We start from the raw sequence: 21,788 nt of genomic DNA on the forward strand, positions 1-21,788 counted from the left end.
TTCTTTCTATTTTTGATTGGATTTCTGTTTTTTATTGTCAAAGGTCATGGAAAACTGCGGATATTTCCCGGAAGCATCCATATGGATGACTGCGGAAAAGGTACTGTCCTTTTTCTGGGAATACAGACCGGATACCTTTGCCTCACCCTTATTTAAAAGTGCCTGGGCAATAGATTTGTTCAGTTCTTTCCGCATGGAAGCAAAATATTTATTGTTCTTGAACAGGGCAAAATCACATGCCCGGTTCTCACAGTAAAAGTTACTCTTGCTTTCATAGACGTTCCCGCCGCACTTCGGACATTTCCCGATCACTTCCCGGTCACTGCCAAACATATGCTTTCCGTTTTCCTCCACCTCATGGTAGGTATGTACCAGATCGGAAACCAGTTCCTCAATGCCTGCTAAAAAAGTGTCTGCTGACTTTTCCCCTTTTGCTATCAAGGTCAGGTCATTTTCCCATTCTGCTGTCAGCTTCGGAGATTTCACGACTTCCGGCAGTACCGTAATCAGCTTGATACCATCATCCGTAGGGAACATCTGCTTATTTTTTCGTTCCACAAAGCCTTTCTCCACCAGTTTTTCAATGATTGCCGCTCTGGTGGCAGGTGTCCCCAAGCCTTTTCGCTCCACCTCATCATTCATCTGTTCGCTCCCGGCGTGTTCCATAGCAGAAAGCAGCGTATCTTCTGTAAAGTGTTTCGGTGGTGCTGTGAAATGTTCACTGACTTTTGTTTCTACCTGCTCAAAGGTCATTCCCTCAGATAACTGCGGCAGTGGTGTCTCTTCTTTTTCAGCTTTACTATTCCCGGATTTTAAAGACTTTTTAAATTGTTCCTCATAGGTTTTCCAACCATTTTGAAGGATGCTCTTCCCAGTCGCAGTAAACATGATGCCATTACAGGAAAGCTCTGCTTTTACTGTTTCATAAATGTGTTTTTCTCCAGTAGCACAGATCAGGCGCTGGGCAATCAGTGATAAAATCTGCATCTCCCCACCCGGAATCTTATCTAAATCTGCTTTGGCAAGTTCCATCGTAGGAATAATGGCATGGTGGTCAGATACTTTTTTGCTGTTTAAGACTTTCTCCACCTTCGGCTCATGGGAAATTCCCTGCATGAAAGAAATGTTTTTTTTAATTACCCCGGCAATGTTCCCGGCTGTCTGCCCCATATCCTCTGTTAAAAACTGGCTGTCCGTTCTCGGATAAGTCACCAGCTTCTTTTCATACAAAGACTGGGTGTAATCAAGTGTCTGCTGTGCGGTAAAGCCAAACAGACGGTTTGCTTCTCTCTGCAGCGTAGTCAAATCATATAATTTCGGCGGATTGACTGCTTTTTCCTCTCTGCTTACGTACATGACAAGAGCCTGCCCATTACGGCAAGCTCCTGCTATCTGTTCTGCCTTATTTTTGTCATTGATACGCTCTGTAACTGCATCCATCCCGCCACACAGAAGATGCGCCAGAAAATACTGCTCCTTTTTAAAATCTGTAATGCTCTGTTCCCGATCCACCAGCATGGCAAGGGTCGGGGTCTGTACTCTGCCAACGGTCAGCTTATGGCGATAAAGCACCGTAAACAGTCTTGTGGCATTGATACCTACCAGCCAATCTGCCACACTTCTGCAGACTGCGGACTGATACAGATCATCGTATTCCCTGCTTTCTCGCAGATTCCGAAATCCATCCTCAATCGCTTTTTCTTCCATAGAAGAAATCCACAGTCTTTTAAACGGCTTTCTACATCCAGCCTGCTCGTAAACCAGACGAAAAATCAATTCTCCTTCCCGTCCTGCATCCGTTGCACAGATAACTTCTGTAACCTCCGGATTATGAAACAGCCCCTTTAATATTTCATACTGTTTTCTGGTGTTTTCCTTCACCTGATACTGCCATACATCCGGGATGATTGGCAGCGTTTCATACGCCCATTTCCTCCATTCCTCCCGGTAGATATCCGCACTAGCCAGTTCTACCAGATGCCCCACACACCAGGACACCAGATAACCATTTCCCTGCAGATACCCGTTTTTGTGTTCCGTGGCATGAAGCACTTCCGCAATGCTCTTTGCTACACTCGGTTTTTCTGTGATAACTAATTGCAATCTTTTTACCTCCGATTTTTATTTTACTGAAAGGAAAACTTCTTTTCTTCCTTTGCGGTTTTCATAAACCCGCTTTTTACTTCCGCAAGCTCCTGTTCCAAAACAGAGAACATCTGCTCTACCTGCTGTGGCGTATACTCATAATTCCCGGTATTTGACAGATAGGAAAGCCTTGAAATTGCCATTCTTGCTTTTGTCACTCGCCCCTCCGCCAAACGGATGAAACGCTCACTTTTGCTCTCGTTCTCTTTTCCGGTTTCCGGTTCTTCATTCTGTACTTCATTTCTTACTTCTTCCATGGTAAAAACCTCTTTTCTTTTTATATTTGTGGCGGGAAAGCGGCTGGTTTTTACCGCTCCCCATCCATTTTTACATATACTCTTCGTCCTCTGGGTATTCCCCATCGGCTTCTTCCGGTTCCTCGTTCCCTGGTTCCTCATCAGTTTCTTCCTCGTCCTCGAAAGTTTCCTCGTCCTCCATATCATCTTCGTCCTCATCGTCATAATCCGCATCAAAGCTGCCATTCTTTCCTTTGACAAATTTCAGATAATAATAACCGCTGCCGACTGCTCCAAGAACCAGAAGCATGATAAGCATTGTGCCGGAATTATTTTCTGATTTCTTTTCCGGCTCTTTCTCTGGTTTCGGTTTCTCTGTCGGCTCCGGTTCTGTTTCTTCCGTATTCTCTTCTTTCTCAAGTGGAAGTGCTGTTTCCTGTATCGCATTATTCTGCGGCAGAGTCACCATATTGCTGTCTGTGAAATTCAACAAGTCATTCTCACTCACCTCGGTAAGCAGATAGACATTTTCATCTGTTTTTTCATTATCAATGATCAGGTAAAATACCTTATCGCTTTTCGTCTGGATGGTGTAAAATTCTTTTCCGCTTTTTTCTGTACCGGACGGAACTTCCTGCACTCTCCCTATATCAGTATCCACATTTTCCGGCTCTGTAGGCTCTGCGGATGTATTCCCTGTTGTCTGATGTTCTGTAACATCCGCTTTTGCACTGGTAGGCGGTGTTGCATTTGCATCTGCGGGAAGAGAATTGTTTTTCTGCTCCTCCCCCGTTCCGGACGGTGTTTCTTTTACTGCCTCCGGATCTTCATAATATGGATTTGCAACTTTATAATTTTCGGAAATATTTCCTGCATTATCCCTTACCTGCAGCGTAAAATACTGATACGTGGTATCTGCTTTCTGCAGACGTACCTGTAATGCGCCATTGGTAAGCTCGGTAAATTCATTGCCATTGACATAAATGGCAGCTACACCGGAGCCTTCGTCTGCCCCCTGTATCAAAAGCGCTCCGTTTTTTGCCGCCGCACTCAGTGTCGGCTTTGTCTTATCAAAACATTCAATATAACGGTTCTGCTCGTATGTCTCCCCGTTCTGATCGGTCACACGCACATATACACTGCTGTTTGCTGTGACTTCCACACTCATGCTCTGGGTCACATCTGTCCAGCCGCCGTTTTCAGAAATTCTGGCTTCCACTTTTGCAATGGAAAAACCGCCTGTATTTTTTGTATCTTCTACCTGGATACCCACAGTCGCTTTCTCTGCCTGCCATCCTTCCGGTGTGGTAAAAGTAATCTGTACTTCCGGCTGTTCTGCAGTAGTTTCCGCAACTGTTTCCTCTTGTGTTTCTGTCTGCATTTCTTCTTGTGTTTCGGAAGGTGCTTTGGCACCCTCCGCTTCTTCCGCCCACACGGTCATCGTTCCCAGTGAGCCGAGAGCCGTTCCCATTGGAAGCCCTGCCATCGCAGCGGCAAACACCAAAGCGGCTGCTTTTTTATGTATCTTCTTCATTTCCTGTCTGCTCCTTTTCTCTGGTTGCTAAAATCTGTTTTTGTTCCTCATTACTAATATCAATCATCAACTGCAGCTCCTCGGCAGAAATACCGTTCTTACGGATAATCTTTAAGTATTCCATATTTTCTGCCTGTAATATCCGTTCCTCCATGTCCTTTGCTTTTCGCTGTAACTGTCCGATTTTATCGTTAAGTTTGGAAAGATCTGCTTTCATTTTCTCAATGCTCACTGTGTCACCTCCCCTCAATTTGGTCTTCCAAATCCGTAGAAATGCGACTGCCAGTAAGGCGAATTGATGGAAGTATATTGGATGGGATCTCCGCAGTGGATCATTTGGCCATCTCCGGCATAAATGCCCACATGGGTTACAGGTTCTCCTGCCGCATAGGTTCCGGTAAAGAAAATAATATCTCCTGCCTTTGCTTCTTCCGGTGCAACAGGAGTACAGATATTATAAATTCCCTGTGCGGTCAGTCTGCCCATGTTGCAGACTCCGGAATTGGTAAACACATAACTGACAAAACCGGAACAGTCAAAGGAAGTTTCCGGACTGGAACCACCCCAGACATAAGGCATTCCCAGATATTTTTCCGCTTCCGTAAATAAACGCTGAACTGTTTCATCATCATAGGAACCGCCTCCGCCGTATAAGCCACCTTCCCCGGTTGCGATATAAAAGACCGGATTGTAATAGGTTCCGTCCTTTACCAGTTCCAGATAAAGCTGACTTCCGGTTGCACTGCCTGTACTTCCGGTTGTTCCGATTATAGTATCCGTTGTCACCGCAACACCATCGGATACGGCAATATTTTGAAGATGAGCATACTTAATCTGGACGCCATCCTCATCCTGTGTCACCACATAATTTCCAAAAGTACCGGAATACCCTGTAGCTGTCACAGTTCCATTCATTGCGGACTGTACTTCGGTTCCTTCTTTTACGTTAATTTCCACACCCCGGTGAAGCTCCGTCTGTCCGGTTGCATTATTTACGAAATAGCCATAATAAGTGCTGATATAGGAATACCAGTTGAGTTCAATCGGAGTGGCATAGGTCTGCAAGTTTCCTCTGCAGGAATAGACCAGCTTCTGGATTTCTTTCTGCTCCTCATCCATCCGGTTTGTAATCACTCCAAATAATGGCTTCGCCTGCACAGATACATTCAGCACATCCACGGTCACTGTACGGGTGACTTCCACTGCATTTTCATTTCCTTCTGCCAGATAACACTCCCAAGTCTTATGACCGTGTGCCGATGCAGCGCTGTGACTGTCGTAATACACATCAAACTGGACTCCGTACTGTGCAAAGTTTCCGGTATCTTCTACCGTATATTCCACACCGTTCATGACTACTTTCGTTCCCATTGGCAGGAATGGATTTGATGCATCTACAGCAATGGTATGATTTGCCTGCGGCATTGCACCGCTGGCTGTTGGCCCGCCGCTCCAGATACCACAACAAATGGAACAGTTACAATAACCGCTGGTCACCACATTTCCAAGAGATTCTCCTACCTGTATGGTAGTAGTTTCTTCCCTTGTCTCTGTCTTTTCCTCTACGGTTATGCCGTATTGGAGAGCAAACAGTTCTTCCAGTTCCTCTTTTACTTCGTTAAAGGTAAAATCTCCATACTTTGCTGTGAGATAGCTGATGAGAGTATGCGGATCATGCCCGATTGCCCCTACGTTATAGCGGTATTCATCCTTTCCCGGATATTGGGCTTCCATCCGGTTAATCTTCTGCTGTAACTCAGCCTCCATCTGCGTGTAATACATCTCTGCCTGTTCAATCGCATCCGGATCTGCCAGATAACTGGCAGCAATCACATTGGAAGAAACATTCGCAAACATAGCAGAACAGGACGATAAACCTGCCATGATAAATAGAAGAAGTGCCATCAAAAGACCAACTGCCAGAATAACGGTTGTGTTTCTAGCAAAAATCTCCTGTAACTTTCGCGCCACTTTTGTTGCCACATTGACACTTTTAATCGCCGTATCTTTGCTTTCCTTTGCCAGTTTCCCGGCACGATACGCTTTCTGGTATTCCCGCTTGATCCGCTGTTTTTGAAATGCCTTCTGCAAAAGTTTTCTCTGCATTTCCGGATGTTCTTCCAGATACTTTTTATATTGATAACTGGTAGTATTTTTATAAACCTTCCGTTCCAGACGGTTCAGATTTCTCTGTTCTTTCCTCTGCTTTCGGTAACTGCGGTTGCTGTGCTGGCGAAGAACTATCTCCCCGGCAAGCTCACTTTTATGGGCAGCTTCAACTGCACTGTTGTCCGGTTCTTCCTGATGGATTTTCCCATGTGCCAGACCACCTGCGGCATCTGATAAACGGACACCCGTTTTTTTCACTGCCGCATGATTTTTTCCAGACTTTGGCCTTTCATCAAAATACAGCTTATGTTTAACGGTCTGTGTTTCCTCATCTTTTACCCTCTGCATCTGAATTGATTTTTTACGGGTCTGATGTTTCTTTGCGTGCTGCAGCTTCTCGGCTGATTTTTTTGCCTTTTCTTCTGCCTGCTGTAACCTGTGACTTCCTGTTCCCGGTTCTGCATCAGCATTCACCTGTTGATTTCCATTTTTCTTATTCAGACTTCCATCTGTTTCCATCTTGTCAAACTGCAGTTTTCCCGGCTTTACCTGTCTCTGGTTATGATATCGGCTCCGGTGCTTTGCTTTCCTCTCCCGTACCGCCATCGCTGATTCATGGGAATATCCACTGCTCCTGCCGCCCTGATGGTAATTGCTATGCTCCGTATCCCCATCTTCCTGGCTTTTGCCCTCCTCTTCTTTCGGAGGACTTCTGTTTTCCTGTTTCTTCTGTTTTTTCCCGGAAGCATCATTCCCAGACACAAAAGACTGTTCTGCATCCGACTTTTTGAAAGACACCTCGGATTCCCGGTCAGTCAGTTTCCGGCTTTCCTTTGTTGCAAGATTTTCTTCCACCAGTCCATCCCGGCTCATACGGCTGACTTTCTTCTCTTTTGCATTAAATTTCTGTTCCTGCAAAATGCCTCACCTCTTTTCCGCAAAAGAAAAGGTTACTTCGTCTGCATCTCCTCCGGTTTGGAACTCATGATTGCATAGGTTTTCGTATCTGTCGGGTACTTATCGGAAAATGGAATAATCACATTTCCATAAAAAATCAGCCCTTCTCCGGCATTACTGTTATTGACGAAAGAGAGCTGATGCGGTGAAATATTCAGTTTTTCCGCAAGAATCTTCTGATCCCCGCTGTGCTGGTTCAGCATATAGATAAAATCACTGTTACCTACGATATTCTCCACGGCCAGAGAACCCAAGAAATCGCTGACGTTCTGGGTCAGTCCGGTAGGAATGCCGCCCCATTTGCGGAAACGCTTCCAGATTTCCACAGAGTAATTGGCTGTCTGTGGCTGCTTCAACAGAAGATGGAACTCATCCACATAATAACGGGTGGCTTTCTTCAACGCCCTATTGGTGGAAACCCTTGTCCATACCATGTTCTGGACAATCAGCATCCCGGCTTTACGGAGTGTTGTTCCCAAATCCTTAATGTCAAAACACACTACACGGTTGTTCATATCCACGTTGGTTCTATGATTGAACACATTCTGGGAACCTGTAACATAAAGCTGCAGGCAATTGGCAATGCGCCTTGCCGCATCATTCTGATCAGCATACACATTTAATCTGTTCAAGAAATCTTCCAGTATCGGCATATTTTCCGGCTTCGGATCATTGAACAGGTATTCCTCATAAATATCCTTGATACAATGGTCGATAATAGAAACTTCATCGCCGTCCAGTTCTGCATTCTGTGGCTTTTTCATAATCAGCTCACAAAAAGAAGCAATAAACTCCGACTTATCCGCAATGATGGTATCTATATCCTCCACATCCCCGTTAATCCGGTATTTTTCCGGATGGTAAATAACATCTAGGTTCACATCCATAGGATTGATATAATCCGTACTCTTTGCACTGATTTTTACCACCTGTCCGTTTAACGCATGAACAAGCGGGAAATATTCTCCTTCCGGGTCGCACACGATAATGTCATCATTTGTAATCAAAAATACATTCAGGATTTCCCTTTTCGCACTGAACGATTTACCACTACCCGGTGTTCCAAGTATCAAGCCATTCGGGTTTTTCAGCCGCTTCCTGTCTACCATGATCATGTTGTTGGAAAGAGCATTCAAGCCATAATACAGCGCTTCCCCGTCCTGGAATAATTCCTGTGTGGTAAACGGAACAAAAATGGCTGTCGATGTGGTAGTCAGCATCCTGTGAACTTCCGCCTGATTGATACCAAGAGGCAGAGATGCCGTCATTCCCTGTTCCTGCAGATACTGCAAACGGCGGATATTGCAGTTATATTTCTGTGCAATACCCGCCGTCTGATAAACGATATTATCCAATTTTCGTTTGCTGTCTGCCGTATTCATCAACAGAAATGTAATTTTGAACATCTTTTCATTTCTGGACTGCAGCTCCGTCACAAGATTCTGCACATCATCCCCGTAAGTGACCAGATCCGTGGGAATGATGTCCATATCATAACCGCTTCTCACCGCTTTTTTCTGTTCCTCAATCTTCATTTTCTGAATGTTTGACAGCAGGTTTTTCAGGCTTTTAATTGCCTCTTTCGGATCAATGGGCTGTACATGGATGTTGACAATCAGATTTTCTTCCATATCAAGAAAATCCGCCAGCATTCGGTCTGTCAGCTCCGGAGAAGTAATCTGCAGATAGGATACACAGCCAAAGGTCTGCCCCATGCGGAACATACTGTCATTTCGGAAATCGAATCCCGTAGGAGCAATAAAATCTTTTGTACCAAGTCCTGTCTCTGCCACCATGCCATAGTGAAAACGAAATGGCTCTTTCGTATCCATGTTCATCACATCATGCAGGATTTTCAGACGTTCCACACCGTTTAGGGACTTCGCCGCAGCTCCCAGTACCTTGAAGTTACTTAAAATACCTGCCTCGACCTTCTCAAGTCTTGCCTTTGCCATTTTCAGATTTTCTGCTTTAATGCCAAAGGTGATATATTTTGTCTTGACCAGTCCATTATTTCCCTTTGCAAGCTGCATTTTTAACATATCCGCATATTCTTTGCGGATGTCATCGAAATTATCTCCTTTAAGCGGAATATCAATCGTCTTTACATACTCCTCAAAATTGACCTGCTGATTCAAGAATGAAATCTGAAAATGAATGGAGCTGTCAAAGTAATTCAGGAACTCGCAGTAATTTTCAAATATGGTAGTCTTATCGTCGTTCTGTGCAAGCTGATAATTGATGTCAAAAAACTGAATCGTCTTTGAAAAATAATTGTCCGCTGTCTGGCAGATACCATCCCTGTAAATTTCTTTATAGGGAATCGTATCCTGTGCTGTATAAGGTTTTTTCTTCTTCTGTTCCTGTGCTTTCAATGCCCGCAGTTCTTTTAACCGCTTTTTTTCTTCCTTTGTCAGTCCTTCCCCGAATTTTGGCTGTGCTTTATTTTTTACGCTTCTGCTTTTTGAAGAAACGGAACGGATTTCTCGCTTCCCTGGCTTCTTTTGCCTTCTTCTCAAGTTTTGCACCTTCTTTCTCTAATCTTTCCAATTCCACCATACGGTCATACATATTTTCTGAGCGGTACACCCGGATGCCCGGACGCAAGAATTTCTGTCGTATCATATGGTACAATATCTTTTCTGCCGGGAATCCGTCTTTCTCATACATTGCCAGAAAGAAAAATGGCAGCATCGCAATGACCATAAGCGTAGCTGCCACATCTGTTCCCAGACTGTTTTTTGTTAAAAAGTAAACTGGTACTCCGCACACTCCCGCAAGAGAGAAGCAGATGATCTGTCTTTTTGTTAAATTCAGTGCCACCTTTGTCTTGACTTTCGATAAGTCTTTCGGCACTGGTACATATGCCATAGCCTTTCCCTCCTAATGTGCATTGAATATTGATTTCGACAGGGAACCTGTCTTAAATAAACTGAAACATAAAATCACTGTATAAGCTGCCACTGACCAGATAGCCGTGTGCAGGTTGTCCGCAACGGTAATGGTATTTACCAGCACCGCATAGATTGCCACGCAGACCATCATGAAAAATCCCTGGAAGCCCAAGCCTAACAATGCTTTCACATAATTATTCCCGATACTGCCCCATTCCCGGTTGGTGAAAGTTGCAAACGGGATCGGGGAAACAGATACATAAAGGTAAATTTCAATCATACGTCCATATAAAATGACGGTAATGAGGACAGATATGATTTTCATGCAAAGACTCACAATCATTGTTTCCAGGCCAAGCCCTAAAAGCTCTCCGATGCCCATATCCTCAATACTGCTCTCCAGCAGTGTTTGTAATGCTTCCGCCACATCTATGGAGGTACTGCCGTTTATAATACCTCCGGCACTGGTCACCACATGATTTGCCACATCGAAAATTGCAAGGGCAATATCAAAGGTATGTGTCACCAGATAAACGGCTACCCACATCTTGAAAATGTACTTGAAGAACATGAACGTATCTGTGTCGTGCATGTTGTTTTTTTCCATAATCATGGAAATCAATTCATAACACAGGACAAACGTAATGATCATCCCCGCAATGGGGACAATGACATTATCCGATAACGTTTTAATCATCGAAAAAATGCCACTGTTCCAATCCTGGGGTGTCTTGCCAACTTCTGTTGCAATGGTACCTACTTTCGTATTTACATCCGTGAACATGGTTTCCAAATTCGATGTAACCCATCCCGTCAGAAGTTCCTTTATGAAATCCGTTATCTTTTCAATAATCCCGCCCATAAATTATCCGAACAGGGTTGCAAGCTGTGGAATCAGGTTCATTCCGATCAGCACAATGCCACCGCCTGCCATCAATTGTTTTATCCCCAATTAGGTGTAAAACTCTGCTCGATGGCGGGCGGCGGCGTACAAAAAATCTATATGGTGTTTTTAAGAGAACCGTCCCGGCGGGACAGGTCAGGCAGTGACCTGTTCCACCTCCGGGATGGGTTTGAGATTAAAATGAATTTCGATAGAAATGTGTCTTGTTTTATCTTCGTCAATGCGCTCATGCACGACGATTTCTTTGATTAAGCGGTTAAGGGTGGCTGCGTCCAGCTCTGTGATGTTGGCATATTCCTGAATGGCTTCCACCCATTGTTTTGCGTCATTGGCAAGCTGGGCTTCATCGGACAGCCGCTTCCTGCCCTCGGACACTTTTGCTTTAAGCTCCGTCTGCTCGGTCTGTGTCTTTTCCAGCATGGTGTTGAAATTCTGCTCACTGATACGCCCTGCAATCATATCCTCATAAAGCCGCATGACCATTTTATCCAGAACCTCAATCCGTTCCTCGTCCCTTGTAAGGGTGCGTTCCATTGCTTCCCGCTGTTCCCGCTGCTCGGCTTCACAGGTATTAGTCAGGCGGTCGGCAACCGCTTTCCCGTCCATCAGGGCAGCTCTGGCACATTCTCTGATTTTCCGCAGCACATGGCTGTAAAGGGTGTCATAGTCAATCCGGTGCTGGGTGCAGTGGTTCTTTCCAAAGGCATTGTAGGTCTTGCAGGAATAAATCTGCTGGGGATGTTTTGCGTTTGTGTAGCGTATCGTCAGCGACTTCCCACACTCGCCGCATTTTATCAGTCCGGCAAACAGGCTGATTTCATTGGTCTGCCCCGGACGCTGGCGGGATTTCAGCTTGTTCTGCACAATGTCAAAGCTCATGCGGTCAATCAGCGGTTCATGCTGCCCCTCCACCACAATCCAGTCCTCCGGCTTCTTTTCCCCAATCGTGCCGATTTTGAAACGGTAGTCTTTTTTCTGGGAAGCAATCGCCCCGGTGTAGACGGGATTCATCAAAAGGTCTTTGATAACTGAGAAGTCCCACATATACCGCCCGTTTTCCGGGTCTTTCTTTTCCCATTTGGTGCGGGTATTGCGAAGCCCCCGTTCCCGGTTCCACCATGTGGGGCAGGGGATTTTTTCTTCCTCCAGCCGTCTGCGGATATAGTTCGGACCATGACCGTTCAGGGCATATCCGAAAATCAGCCGCACAATCGGGGCGGTTTCCTCGTCAATGAGCAGATGGTTTTTGTCCTCCGGGTCTTTCCGATACCCAAAGGGGGCAAGACACCCGGTAAACTGTCCTTTCTGCGCTTTCAGAAGATAAGAGGAATGGACTTTCTTGGAAATATCCTTACTGTACATCTCGTTCAGGATATTTTTGAACGGGGCAATGTCGTTGTTATCCCGCAGGGTGTCGATACCGTCATTCATGGCGATATAGCGGACACCGTTTCTTGGGAAAAAGTCCTCAATCAAATGCCCGGTTTGCAGATAGTTACGCCCCAGTCGGCTGAGGTCTTTCGTGATGACAAGGTTGATTTGCCTGCGTTCAATGGCTCTCAACATTCTCTGTAAATCAGGACGCTCCATATTAAGACCTGTGAAACCATCGTCCTGATAGACTGCCACAACCTCCCATCCCTGCTTTTCGCAGTATTTTTCCAGCATATCACGCTGGTTTGCGATACTGGCACTTTCGCCTTGCAGGTCATCGTCCTTTGACAGCCTGCAATAGACCGCCGCACGATAGCCCCCGGCAAGTGCCGAACCGATTGTTCTGTATTCCATTTCGTTCATCATAGCCATTTACCCACACAATCCAGACGGTATCTGGCTCTTTTGAACCTCATCTTCATTATACTTCAAATCTTTCTTTTTAGCAAGATATTCTTTTGTATTTGTCTTTCCATATTTCTGGGAAATCAGGCTGACGAACACATCGGTTGCGTCCAGTTCCCCGTCAAACACCGTTGTAACATGAATCTCTGTTTTGTTTTTTGCCATAGGCAGTTATCCTCCATACATGAAAATAGCCAGACAGAGGGTGTCGGCAACGAAGTCCGGCAACGGGCTTCAAAAGACCCTGCAAACAATCTCAATCTGGCGATGGTTACTATTTATACTTTTCTTTTATTTTTCTGTTGTTTTGGTTGTTATAAGGGAGAAAAGCCCGCAGTTAAGGGTTTTTCCCCGGCAACCGGCTCGGCAACGAGATAGCAACAGGGGGTGCAACGGGCTGTCCTTTTCAGAATGGAAGCTCCATCTGTTCTGTGACCTCCACAAAACCGTCCATTGTTTTTTCAGACGGGTTGCCGGAGTCCGTTGCCGGGTTTTCACGCTCCCAGCCCTTTTGTCTGCCATATTCGGAAAACATTCTTGGGTTTGGGAAGTACCTCCAGCGGTCAATGCACTGGTTCATAATCTCGTTGATTTCCCGGATTTCCCATTGCTTCGGCTCGTCAAAGGCATGGTTCAAGGCTTCCTTGTAGAGCTGCTTGGAGCAGACCATGCTCCCGGTGTACTTATCAAGATACGCCTGTATCATTCCGGCTTTGGTGTCCTCCGGCATAAAATCCCGCTGGTGTTCTTTGAGATAGCGCTGCATGGCGGGGCTGAAAGCCAGCTTGAACCTACCGCTTCGGTAAATCTCCATCGCTTCCGCCCACATCTGCTCGATATAGGCTCTGGAAGCGGCTTCGTCCTCCAAAATATGAACCTCGGCTTGCTCCGGGTAAACCATGACGGGGATAAAGCGGCGGTTGCCGGAACGGTCAAGGGGCAGGAAGTCAAGGGCATTGGAAGTGCCGCCAAACACGCACTGACGGGGGCGGTCTGCCGGGTGGGTTTCATAGGGTATCTTGTAAACCTCTTTCTGACGGCTTAAAAATGACTTGATTTCCTCAATGCTCTTGGCATTGGCAGTTGCCATCATTTCCGACATTTCGATCATCCAGTGACCTTGCAGCTTGCGGTACACATTGTCATCGTCCAGCTTCCGCAAATCATCGGAGAACCACTCGTCCCGGACTGCCAGCAGACGGAAGAAGGTGGACTTGCCAGCCCCCTGACCGCCTACCAGACAGAGCATGATTTCAAATTTGCATCCCGGCTGAAAGGCTCGTGAGATTGCACCCAGCAGGAACAGCTTCAACGCTTCATAGGTGTAATCGTCTGCGTCAGCCCCCAGAAAGTGCCGCAGGCAGAAACGGATTCGCTCTGTCCCGTCCCACACAAGGGTATTGAGATAGTCCCGGATGGGATGGTACTTGTTTTCATTCGCCACAATCCCGATGGCGTTATCAATCTTCTTCTCATTGGTAAGCCCGTAGGTTTCTTCCAGATAGAGAAGCAGATACTTCATGTCCGTATCGTTCAGGGCGGTGCTTTCCCTGTGGAAGCCGATGGGCTTTATGATGTCCTTGCGGTCGGTCAGGATGTTGTATGCGATAGCCCCGGAAAGCAGCGGGTCACGCTGGAATACGGTCAGGCAGTTCCGTATGCTCTGACGGACACCGCCTTTCTCGGTAGTTTCCAGCCCCGCCTTGATTTCCTCAATGCTCTGGGGCGGCTGCATGGCGTTCATGGTGTTTTTTAGTTCTTGCTGCGTTTGCGGCGGCAAGCTCTGCCATTCGCTTTTCAAGCTGTATCACATCCTTCCCGTAGTCCGTAATCAAAGCTGCTTTTTCCTCTGTCTCCCCAAAGAGCAGCACATCCAGCAGATATTCCACTTGGTCTTGCTTCTGTAAGGCTTCCACAAACCGTGGATGAAAGGCTTCCTCCGGGGAGTGCGGGGCATAATCCTTTCTCCATGCCCGAAGCAAGTGAAGATAATCGGCAAGAATACGGAAGCAGCGGCTCTTTGCTTCCTGAAACTGTTCCTCCTGGGATTTCTGCCGGGGCTTGGGCTTTTTTACCTTCCCCGGCGGTTTCCAGTCCTCATAGGAAAGCCCGAAGTCCTGTGCCAGCTGTACGGCGGCTTCTTTCTTTCCCAGCCCATACAGGGCGGCGGCAAAATCAATCACATCCCCATCCGCACCGCAGCCGAAGCAGTGGTAACGCCGATCCAGCTTCATGCTTGGGGTTTTATCGTTATGGAACGGGCAACAAGCCATCCCGTTCCGGCCTACACGGATTCCATAATGCTCCGCAGCCTGTCTTGTTGTGACGGACTGCTTCACAGCTTCAAATACATTCAAATCTATCCCTCCTTGAAAAAAAGAAAAGCACCTGACATTCTCAATCTGAAAATGGCAAGTGCCTGTTAAAGTTCCATATCCTGTTGTTTGTGTTTTGTCTGCACCGGGGCAGTTCTTTGTGCTTTTTTCTCGTCCGCCTTATCCTGCAAGACTTCTTTGAGGGGCTGCTTCTTGGGCGGCTCTTTGCTTTCTTCTGTGCCGGGGGTGGCTTTCCGTACCCAGTAGCGGATGTCCCGCAGCTTCTTCAAATCCTCCTGTACCTCGGTCAACGGTATTTTCAGGGCTGCAATTTCTTCCAGAAGCGTTTCCTGCTCCTCTTGCAGTTCCTTTTGGGTGCTGTCCTTATCGTCCGGGTGCTTGGCAAGGTAGGCGGTGGCTTTCGCATACCGGGCAACCTCCGGGTGTTCCTGTTTGAATTTTTCCTTTGTTTTCTTAAAAAATATCTTCTGGTACTTCTCATAGACAGCCTTACATTCTTTGCAGTCTGTCCGGCTGGCAAGAATCCCGTCAATCACTTTGCTTCGGGCTTCCTTTGGCTTCATCTGATTGCGGTAATCTGCGGCTGATTTCCCGGAGGATTCCAGAAATGCTTCTAAGTCCTCCACAGTGGAAAGCCCCTTTTGCCGGAGATAGGACAGGGCTTCGCTGACTGCCTTTAAGTCCTGTGAAGTCCCCCGGTTCTGTCCAGCCCTTGTCCAGTCCTTCCGTTCTTCCTTTCGTATCGCCATATACTTCATCAGCAGATTGGGAAGAAGTGTTGCTCCCTCCGCCGCCTTTTGTGCAAGCAGCTCTTTCCGTTTTTCGCCCAGCTCGGTAATCCAGCCTTTGAGGTTTTGGATAAGCTGCCGGATGGACTTCATCAGATTGTTGGCAGCTCTGATTTCCCGGTTCAGGTTTCCGATATTCGTCTGGATACCCCGCTTTTCCATCTGCCGGACAGCAGCTCCCTCATGGACAGTAGGGACTATATCAAGCCCCTGTCTGGCATAGGAACGCAAGTCCACACGCTCCGGGCGGTCATTGGCTTCCAGATAGCGGTTCTGGATGACCTCCCATTCATGCCGCCAGATTTCACAATACTTCTGGTCGTTCCAGTCAACCGTATCCTCCTTGTGGCTTTTCCATCTGCCGGACGGAAGTTTGATCCGTTCCCCATTCTCGTCAAGGTCATAAACCTTGCGGCTCTTGGGAAGCCATTTCCCATGTTCGTCCATTGCCCTCATAGTGAGCAGGACATGGGCGTGGGGATTGTGTCCCGGCGGATGGGGGTTATGGATTGCAAAATCAGCAATCATGCCTTTGGAAACAAACTGCTGCTCACAAAACTCCCGTACAAGGACAGCGTACTGGTCAGGCGGTATCTCTCTGGGGATGGTAAGCACCCACCGCCTTGCAAGCTGGGAGTTCCATTGTTTCTCCACCGCTTCGGCGGCGTTCCATAGGGTATTGCGGTCTGCATATTTCTGTGGGGCATTTGCCGGAAGAAGGATTTCATTGTGGACGATACCACGCTTTTCCGGGTAGTGCTTCACTTCCTGGTCGTATTCACAGAACAGCTTTTCGCCGCTCTGGTAGGCAGCGGCGGCAACCGCAGACTGCTGTTGGCTTCGCTGTACAATAGAAATTTCGTTGTGTGGACATGGCATTTTGTGTCCCTCCTTTCTATGCTTGGTGGATGGGGTGGAGTTTTACCACCTCATTTTTGGCAGAAAAAAAGCAGGAGATCTTTTTTAGATTTCCTGCTCGGTGTGCCGCTTTGTAGGTGGCGGGTATTTAGTTGTGAAAGTTCGGGACAAGTTGACCCGATGTATAAGAAATAATAAACCAGAAGTTTACAAGCTAAATTTGTTACAACAAAAATGTAAATACTCTTTAACCGATATTTCTTTGCTATTCAAAATTCCAATAACAACAAATATAACTTCTGCAACTGTAAGATAGCAGTCTTTCAAATCAAAAATAAAAAGGGTAGGTATCTGCAAAAAATCTAAACTTCCACCCCAAAACACCTTATCAATCAAGCTACATAAACATCCCGATATGCCACAAATCATTATCATTTTTACCCAAAAACTTGTATGTGCTCTTTTTGCCTGATATAGCATATATCCTGATAAAAAGAGGAACAAAACAAACACATTCAATAAAATGGTAACAAACGGACTTGATAATAATTCGAAGAAATTGCCAGCATAAGATAAACGAGTATTTAGTTCTGGATTAAATCTTAAAACTTTGGCTATTATATCAAATTCGTATTTCATAAATACTTTTGAAATTACTATTTTAACCATCTGGTCAATTAGAACCAATAATGCCACAGGTATAATAAACGGCTTAAACTTTTCCATCAGTAATACTTCCTCTCAAATTATTATTTTATTATTTCTTCTTTTTCGATTTAGGGGTAGGCAATTCTTCATACATAGCATTAAACAATCCTGTCAAAAACTCTTTATTATCAACTTCATCTACCAACAACATTTCTTTTGCTCCCTCGTAAGGTAACTCATACGAAACCGTTGGCATATAACTTATTGCTGATTTTACTGGTTTGACAAGTAATCTATCATCATAGATACCGCCTACAATCTTACCACAATAATAAATGACAAATTCGCCCATCATAGCTCGATAGGTAATTTCATTCAAGTCAGATAACTGACCTAAAATAAATTCTAAATATTCTTTGCTGGATGCCATAACTTTACCTCAATTTCTAAATTTATTACTGACTTCATTATACTTTATTGCTTATCGAAAAGATAGCATATTTTATGAAACTTGTCGGCTGGGAACAGCTTGCAACGCAAGGTGTCCCCAGATGGCAAGTCCACAAAAGGGTAGCTGGCGGCAGCCAGCGCAGGGGAAGCGTAGCGTCCCCTGTTTGATTTGGAGCAGACCATGACTGCGGAAAATCACAGCCCTCCGGCGAGGAGCCTTCGGAGAACGCAATGCACCAACCTCTGGGTGGTGTATAATTGCGCCCTGAGTAAACTAAGGGGTTTCCGGCTTCTTCCGTTCCAGCAGTTTTTTCAATAGTTCCTGCGTGTCCTGTCTGTGAAAAATGAGTTTCAACAACAGCATGATATCATCATCTGTCAGGCGTTCCGGCTCTTGCAGAAAACTTTCCAGCATACCGCCACGAGTACAGAGCCGGTGCGTCCGTTCCTTTCGGGTAAGCTGCTTCAACTGATGCTGCAATGCCTTTTCATCATTGATAGCTTTCCGCAGTTTCTTTTCGCTTTTCTCCAGCTCCCGGTTGAGCTTTTCAAGTTTTGAGCTATCAGGCAAGGGCAGCGTCCTCCTTTCCCGGTATCAGCACATAAATCCTGTTCGGCTCTCCAACGCCCTGACGCACCCGCATGATAAGTCCTGCGTTTTCCAGTTCATTCAAAGAACGCTTGACCGTCATAGGACTGCGGGACAGGACTGCGGCAATGGCTGTGACAGGGAAGCAGACAAACAGGATTCCGTTCTCGTCCTCCTGCCCTTTGGATTGCATAGCGTCCAGCATCCGGCAGTACATGACCTTTGCGGTGCTGCTGACTGGAAATCCTGTCAACGCTCTGGGAAATGGCATACAGGGCGGCAGTGGTGTGTCTATCGTCATAAATTCAAAATTCATTCGGTGTGTTCCTCCTTTTTCTTTGCTCGTTTGGATAAATAACGGGGGCAGTCAACCACAACCGCCCGGAAGCTCTGCCTGCACCCATGCTGGCATTTCCGGCATAATTCGTTGTAAGTGACACGCCCCCGGTCATTGAGGTAAAAAGAAAGCTCATGCTTCCTCTTTTTGCTCATTCTCGGCATATTGCGCTTCCTCCCGTTTTAGTGTATGGTTTCGGGGCGATTTTCGGCAAAATTACAGCCATAGAGCCGCTTAAAATCTCCCGAAGTATCAGCGATAGGGTAGACTATCCCCCTATTAGATTGTCGTGTTTCGGTATCATTTCGGTGTCAGTTCGCCAGTTCTCCCCGGTGTCGTTCCTCCCCTGAATCTCACAGCGGCGTATCGCTCCCTTTGGTACGCTCGTTTTGGTCAGGGTTCCTCCATATCCCTGCCAAAATTCATGGCGCTACATCGCCGGGGAAGCATATCCCACACAGGCTGGTCATTCGATTGGAATAATCCATCGATGAACTACCTGTATCATAGAACATTTTTGTGCCCTGTGCCGTATGTCCACAAAGTAGGAATTAAGGGTAAAAATCAGAAATTTCCACGATTACGGAAAGTGTGATATAATCCAGATAAGCGGCAGCAATGAAACCGTTGGAAAGGAGCGTGTGCCCATGAAAGGAGCAACAAGCATACAGGAACGCCTTTGGGAACTCCGCAAGGACAAAGGCTTAAATCTGGAAGAACTATCAAAACTAACGGGTATTTCTAAATCAGCCCTTGGCAGTTATGAAAAAGAAGATTTTAAGGAAATCAATCATGGCAACCTTATCACGCTGGCAGACTTCTATGGGGTTTCCGTCGATTATCTGCTGTGCCGGACAGAGAACAGGGAGCAGATCAACACGCCACTGACGGAGCTGCATTTGAACGATGAAATGGTTGCACTTCTGAAAAGCGGTCGGATCAACAACCGTCTGCTCTGCGAACTTGCCACCCATAAGGACTTTATCAAGTTTCTTGCGGACATTGAGATTTATGTGGATGGGATTGCCACCATGCAGATTCAAAACCTCAACACCCTTGTCGATACTGTCCGACATGAAATCATAGAACGGTATCGCCCTGGCGAAGATGACCCACATTTGAAAGTGCTGCAAGCCGCCCATATCAGTGATGATGAATATTTCAGCCACATGGTTCTGGATGACCTAAACCTGATTATCCGGGATATTCGGGAAACCCATAAAAAGGATAGTGAGAGTGCGCCCCACACCACTGTTGCCAATGAACTGAAAGAAAATCTGGAAGCGGTCGAAAATTTCAAGGGCAGCCGTTTGGAAAAACTGGCAGTGCTTTACTGCAAGCAGCTCGGTATCAACTATAAAAATCTGTCAGATGAAGAATTTCGCTGGCTTATTCGGATTCTCCAAAAATCAAAGAAAACGGGAACGCCTATCAACCAGAGGAAAAAACGGTAAAGGAAAACCGCTGTTGCATGGTTTGTTGGATTCCATGTAGCAGCGGTTTGTGCTGTGGTTATTACTTCATTCGTTTTCTTAATATTCGGCGATAATTTGTTTCTCCCTTTGGTGCGTCCTGTATAATTTCCAACACACCATCTTCAAGCATTTTATCAATGCGATTGGAAATCCATACATCACTAATTCCAAGTTGATATTTTCCTAAAACATTACCTATGACAATAGCCATTTTGAATTGCTCTGGCTGTTCCGCAATTTCACGAAGAATGAAACTATCATATATATCTTCTGAAACGCTTTGCAATTTACCATTTAACATTGCACGCAAAGGTGCATTTTCATTTTGAAGTTGATTCCATTTCATAGCACAAGCTGAAAGAAATACAGGATTAGCTTTCTCTTGTAGAGTTATATAGTTTCCCCATTCGCCAGGAGAGACCTCGCCCCATGCTATTTTGGATGTCATAGTATTTTCTTTTCCATATTCCCATGTAGGTAACTTAACCAAATAAATTGTTGTCTGGCAGTTTAAGGGTTGAAGTTGTTTCATAAGCCAATACATACCACAAAGCTCATCTGGATTATAGCTATACCAAATGCGAATTTCTTCCCCAGCTACATATCGTTCAATCACTGAGGTCAATGTAGTTTTAATTTTCTGTATTTTTTCTTCAACCTGATAATCTAAATCCTCTACAAAGCAGACAGACAGCATTTTCTTGAAAACATTTTTCCGCTGTTCGCCAATTCCATTATCAGAAATATCTCCCACACTAAGAGCCATATCAAAACAATAAACATCACAGCTCTTGCCTCCCAATGGAATAGCATTCTCCCAAGCAATGTGTTCTTGTTCCTGTGCTTGAAGCTGTGCTTTTTTCATTTCATCTGAAGATGGAACACTCCCGTCTTCATGCCTCATAAATATTGAAACAGCACTTCCTCTATACTTTCCCTTGCCGTAAGTTTGGGCAATTTTCAAACTTCCACAGGCACTTTCACCAAATACAATTTCAATCATCTTATATACCTCCGATTTAATTGCTCCCGTTATGAATAAATCATCTCATGCAAAACAATTTCTTCTGCCCGGTTATGAATGTTATTGCAACGCTGCACCCATTCCATTTGGTGGGTACGCTTCAATTCCTCGGTTACGCCCTCGGCAGTTTTCATCTGCTCCATGATGGTGTCTAACCGTTCCTGTGCCTGTTCGTTCAGGTCTGCAAGATATGTCCACAATTCCCCGGTCAGTATCAATGTATTCAATCTGGCTGGGTGGACTTCCCTTAAATATTCCCGGTGCATCCGTCCGTACTTTCCGATAGGGCGGTGTTCCTCCGGCAGTTTCAAGTCCGGGATGTAATAATCTCCGACAAGGATATAATCAATTCCGTTTTCCGTTATTCTTGGTTTCAATTCGCTCATGTTCCTTACCTCCTGTGGAAGCAGGCTCGTCTGGTACTAACTCAATCACATCGGTAATCTCACAATTCAGCGTTTCGCAGATACGGGCTAATGTATCCATGCTGATGTGCTTTCCCTCTTTGCTCATGTTGGCAATCATATTTGTTGTCATACCAGCGGCAAGCCTTAAATCCTCTTTTCTCATATCACGCTCTAACAGTGTGTGCCAGAGTGGCTTATAGCTGATGTGCATATTGTTTTCCTGCCTTTCTATCTATACCACCGGGGCGGCTGCCCCGG

22 protein-coding genes and 1 pseudogene are annotated in these 21,788 nt (G+C 45.8%); 1 reads left to right on the top strand and 22 read right to left on the bottom strand.

The genetic code is table 11. The features are described from left to right. Positions 1-6: 6 nt before the first annotated feature. The 19 genes and pseudogenes from I4V44_RS03315 to I4V44_RS03405 form a co-directional block, all read right to left on the bottom strand. Positions 7-2,103, bottom strand: coding sequence for a DNA topoisomerase 3 (locus I4V44_RS03315; RefSeq protein ID WP_144094047.1), 2,097 nt, complete (start codon positions 2,101-2,103; stop codon positions 7-9). Between the two features lie 23 nt (positions 2,104-2,126). Further along, a complete protein-coding gene (locus tag I4V44_RS03320; protein WP_144094048.1) occupies positions 2,127-2,402 on the bottom strand; it encodes a hypothetical protein in 276 nt (91 codons plus the stop codon). Positions 2,403-2,472: 70 nt separating this feature from the next. Beyond that, positions 2,473-3,915 carry a CD1107 family mobile element protein gene (locus I4V44_RS03325; RefSeq protein WP_196002326.1) on the bottom strand — a complete coding sequence of 481 codons (1,443 nt, stop codon included), beginning with the start codon at positions 3,913-3,915 and terminating at the stop codon, positions 2,473-2,475. Then, positions 3,899-4,147, bottom strand: coding sequence for a DUF4315 family protein (locus tag I4V44_RS03330; protein ID WP_144094050.1), 249 nt, complete (start codon positions 4,145-4,147; stop codon positions 3,899-3,901). Before I4V44_RS03330 ends, I4V44_RS03325 begins: the two co-directional genes overlap by 17 nt. A gap of 14 nt (positions 4,148-4,161) precedes the next feature. Then, entirely contained in the window at positions 4,162-6,942 is a 2,781-nt protein-coding gene (locus tag I4V44_RS03335; RefSeq protein WP_330610580.1) for a C40 family peptidase, read from the bottom strand. A gap of 32 nt (positions 6,943-6,974) precedes the next feature. Beyond that, on the bottom strand, positions 6,975-9,398 hold the full coding sequence (locus I4V44_RS03340) for a VirB4-like conjugal transfer ATPase, CD1110 family (protein ID WP_207744224.1): 2,424 nt from the start codon (positions 9,396-9,398) through the stop codon (positions 6,975-6,977). Between the two features lie 25 nt (positions 9,399-9,423). Continuing rightward, a complete protein-coding gene (locus I4V44_RS03345; protein WP_144093282.1) occupies positions 9,424-9,852 on the bottom strand; it encodes a PrgI family protein in 429 nt (142 codons plus the stop codon). Between the two features lie 12 nt (positions 9,853-9,864). Next, positions 9,865-10,737, bottom strand: coding sequence for a VirB6/TrbL-like conjugal transfer protein, CD1112 family (locus I4V44_RS03350; RefSeq protein ID WP_144093284.1), 873 nt, complete (start codon positions 10,735-10,737; stop codon positions 9,865-9,867). Positions 10,738-10,740: 3 nt separating this feature from the next. Next, positions 10,741-10,824: pseudogene (locus tag I4V44_RS03355) on the bottom strand (Maff2 family mobile element protein); the annotation flags it as partial. A 90-nt stretch (positions 10,825-10,914) separates the two neighbouring features. Beyond that, complete coding sequence (locus tag I4V44_RS03360) at positions 10,915-12,585, bottom strand: recombinase family protein (protein ID WP_196002327.1); 1,671 nt, start codon at positions 12,583-12,585, stop codon at positions 10,915-10,917. Then, positions 12,586-12,783 (bottom strand): hypothetical protein, encoded by a 198-nt coding sequence (locus I4V44_RS03365; protein ID WP_004612761.1) that lies wholly within the window; start codon positions 12,781-12,783, stop codon positions 12,586-12,588. It abuts the gene before it with no gap. Positions 12,784-13,024: 241 nt separating this feature from the next. Then, positions 13,025-14,362, bottom strand: coding sequence for a virulence-associated E family protein (locus I4V44_RS03370; protein ID WP_117547918.1), 1,338 nt, complete (start codon positions 14,360-14,362; stop codon positions 13,025-13,027). Continuing rightward, a complete protein-coding gene (locus I4V44_RS03375; RefSeq protein WP_099323100.1) occupies positions 14,331-14,975 on the bottom strand; it encodes a CHC2 zinc finger domain-containing protein in 645 nt (214 codons plus the stop codon). Before I4V44_RS03375 ends, I4V44_RS03370 begins: the two co-directional genes overlap by 32 nt. 65 nt (positions 14,976-15,040) lie before the next feature. Continuing rightward, positions 15,041-16,621 (bottom strand): MobQ family relaxase, encoded by a 1,581-nt coding sequence (mobQ, locus tag I4V44_RS03380; protein ID WP_196002328.1) that lies wholly within the window; start codon positions 16,619-16,621, stop codon positions 15,041-15,043. Positions 16,622-16,807: 186 nt separating this feature from the next. Beyond that, complete coding sequence (locus tag I4V44_RS03385) at positions 16,808-17,326, bottom strand: signal peptidase II (protein ID WP_109258347.1); 519 nt, start codon at positions 17,324-17,326, stop codon at positions 16,808-16,810. Between the two features lie 31 nt (positions 17,327-17,357). Then, complete coding sequence (locus I4V44_RS03390; protein ID WP_109258346.1) at positions 17,358-17,678, bottom strand: TfoX/Sxy family protein; 321 nt, start codon at positions 17,676-17,678, stop codon at positions 17,358-17,360. Between the two features lie 294 nt (positions 17,679-17,972). Next, positions 17,973-18,269, bottom strand: coding sequence for a DUF3847 domain-containing protein (locus I4V44_RS03395; RefSeq protein ID WP_009323503.1), 297 nt, complete (start codon positions 18,267-18,269; stop codon positions 17,973-17,975). Beyond that, positions 18,262-18,603, bottom strand: a complete 342-nt coding sequence (locus tag I4V44_RS03400; protein WP_196002329.1) for a DeoR family transcriptional regulator — start codon at positions 18,601-18,603, stop codon at positions 18,262-18,264. The genes I4V44_RS03395 and I4V44_RS03400 overlap by 8 nt, the downstream gene beginning before the upstream one ends. After that, positions 18,600-18,788, bottom strand: coding sequence for a hypothetical protein (locus I4V44_RS03405; protein ID WP_002592123.1), 189 nt, complete (start codon positions 18,786-18,788; stop codon positions 18,600-18,602). Before I4V44_RS03405 ends, I4V44_RS03400 begins: the two co-directional genes overlap by 4 nt. A gap of 483 nt (positions 18,789-19,271) precedes the next feature. Here I4V44_RS03405 and I4V44_RS03410 point away from each other — a divergent pair, with 483 nt between their 5' ends. Beyond that, the gene (locus tag I4V44_RS03410) at positions 19,272-20,078 is read left to right on the top strand and encodes a helix-turn-helix domain-containing protein (protein ID WP_196002330.1); all 807 of its coding nucleotides are present in this window, start codon (positions 19,272-19,274) and stop codon (positions 20,076-20,078) included. A gap of 61 nt (positions 20,079-20,139) precedes the next feature. On the opposite strand, the gene I4V44_RS03415 is transcribed toward I4V44_RS03410, so the two are convergent. From I4V44_RS03415 to I4V44_RS03425, 3 genes are read right to left on the bottom strand one after another with little or no spacing between them, the layout of a single operon-like run. Beyond that, entirely contained in the window at positions 20,140-21,102 is a 963-nt protein-coding gene (locus I4V44_RS03415; protein WP_158365408.1) for a DUF3658 domain-containing protein, read from the bottom strand. A gap of 29 nt (positions 21,103-21,131) precedes the next feature. Further along, a complete protein-coding gene (locus I4V44_RS03420) occupies positions 21,132-21,509 on the bottom strand; it encodes a TnpV protein (RefSeq protein ID WP_005927690.1) in 378 nt (125 codons plus the stop codon). Further along, on the bottom strand, positions 21,469-21,741 hold the full coding sequence (locus I4V44_RS03425; protein ID WP_002593556.1) for a helix-turn-helix domain-containing protein: 273 nt from the start codon (positions 21,739-21,741) through the stop codon (positions 21,469-21,471). Before I4V44_RS03425 ends, I4V44_RS03420 begins: the two co-directional genes overlap by 41 nt. Positions 21,742-21,788: the final 47 nt, after the last annotated feature.

This window comes from Blautia sp. 1001283B150304_161114_C9, assembly GCF_015668165.1.
In the GTDB taxonomy this organism is placed as follows: Bacteria; Bacillota; Clostridia; order Lachnospirales; family Lachnospiraceae; genus Blautia_A; species Blautia_A wexlerae.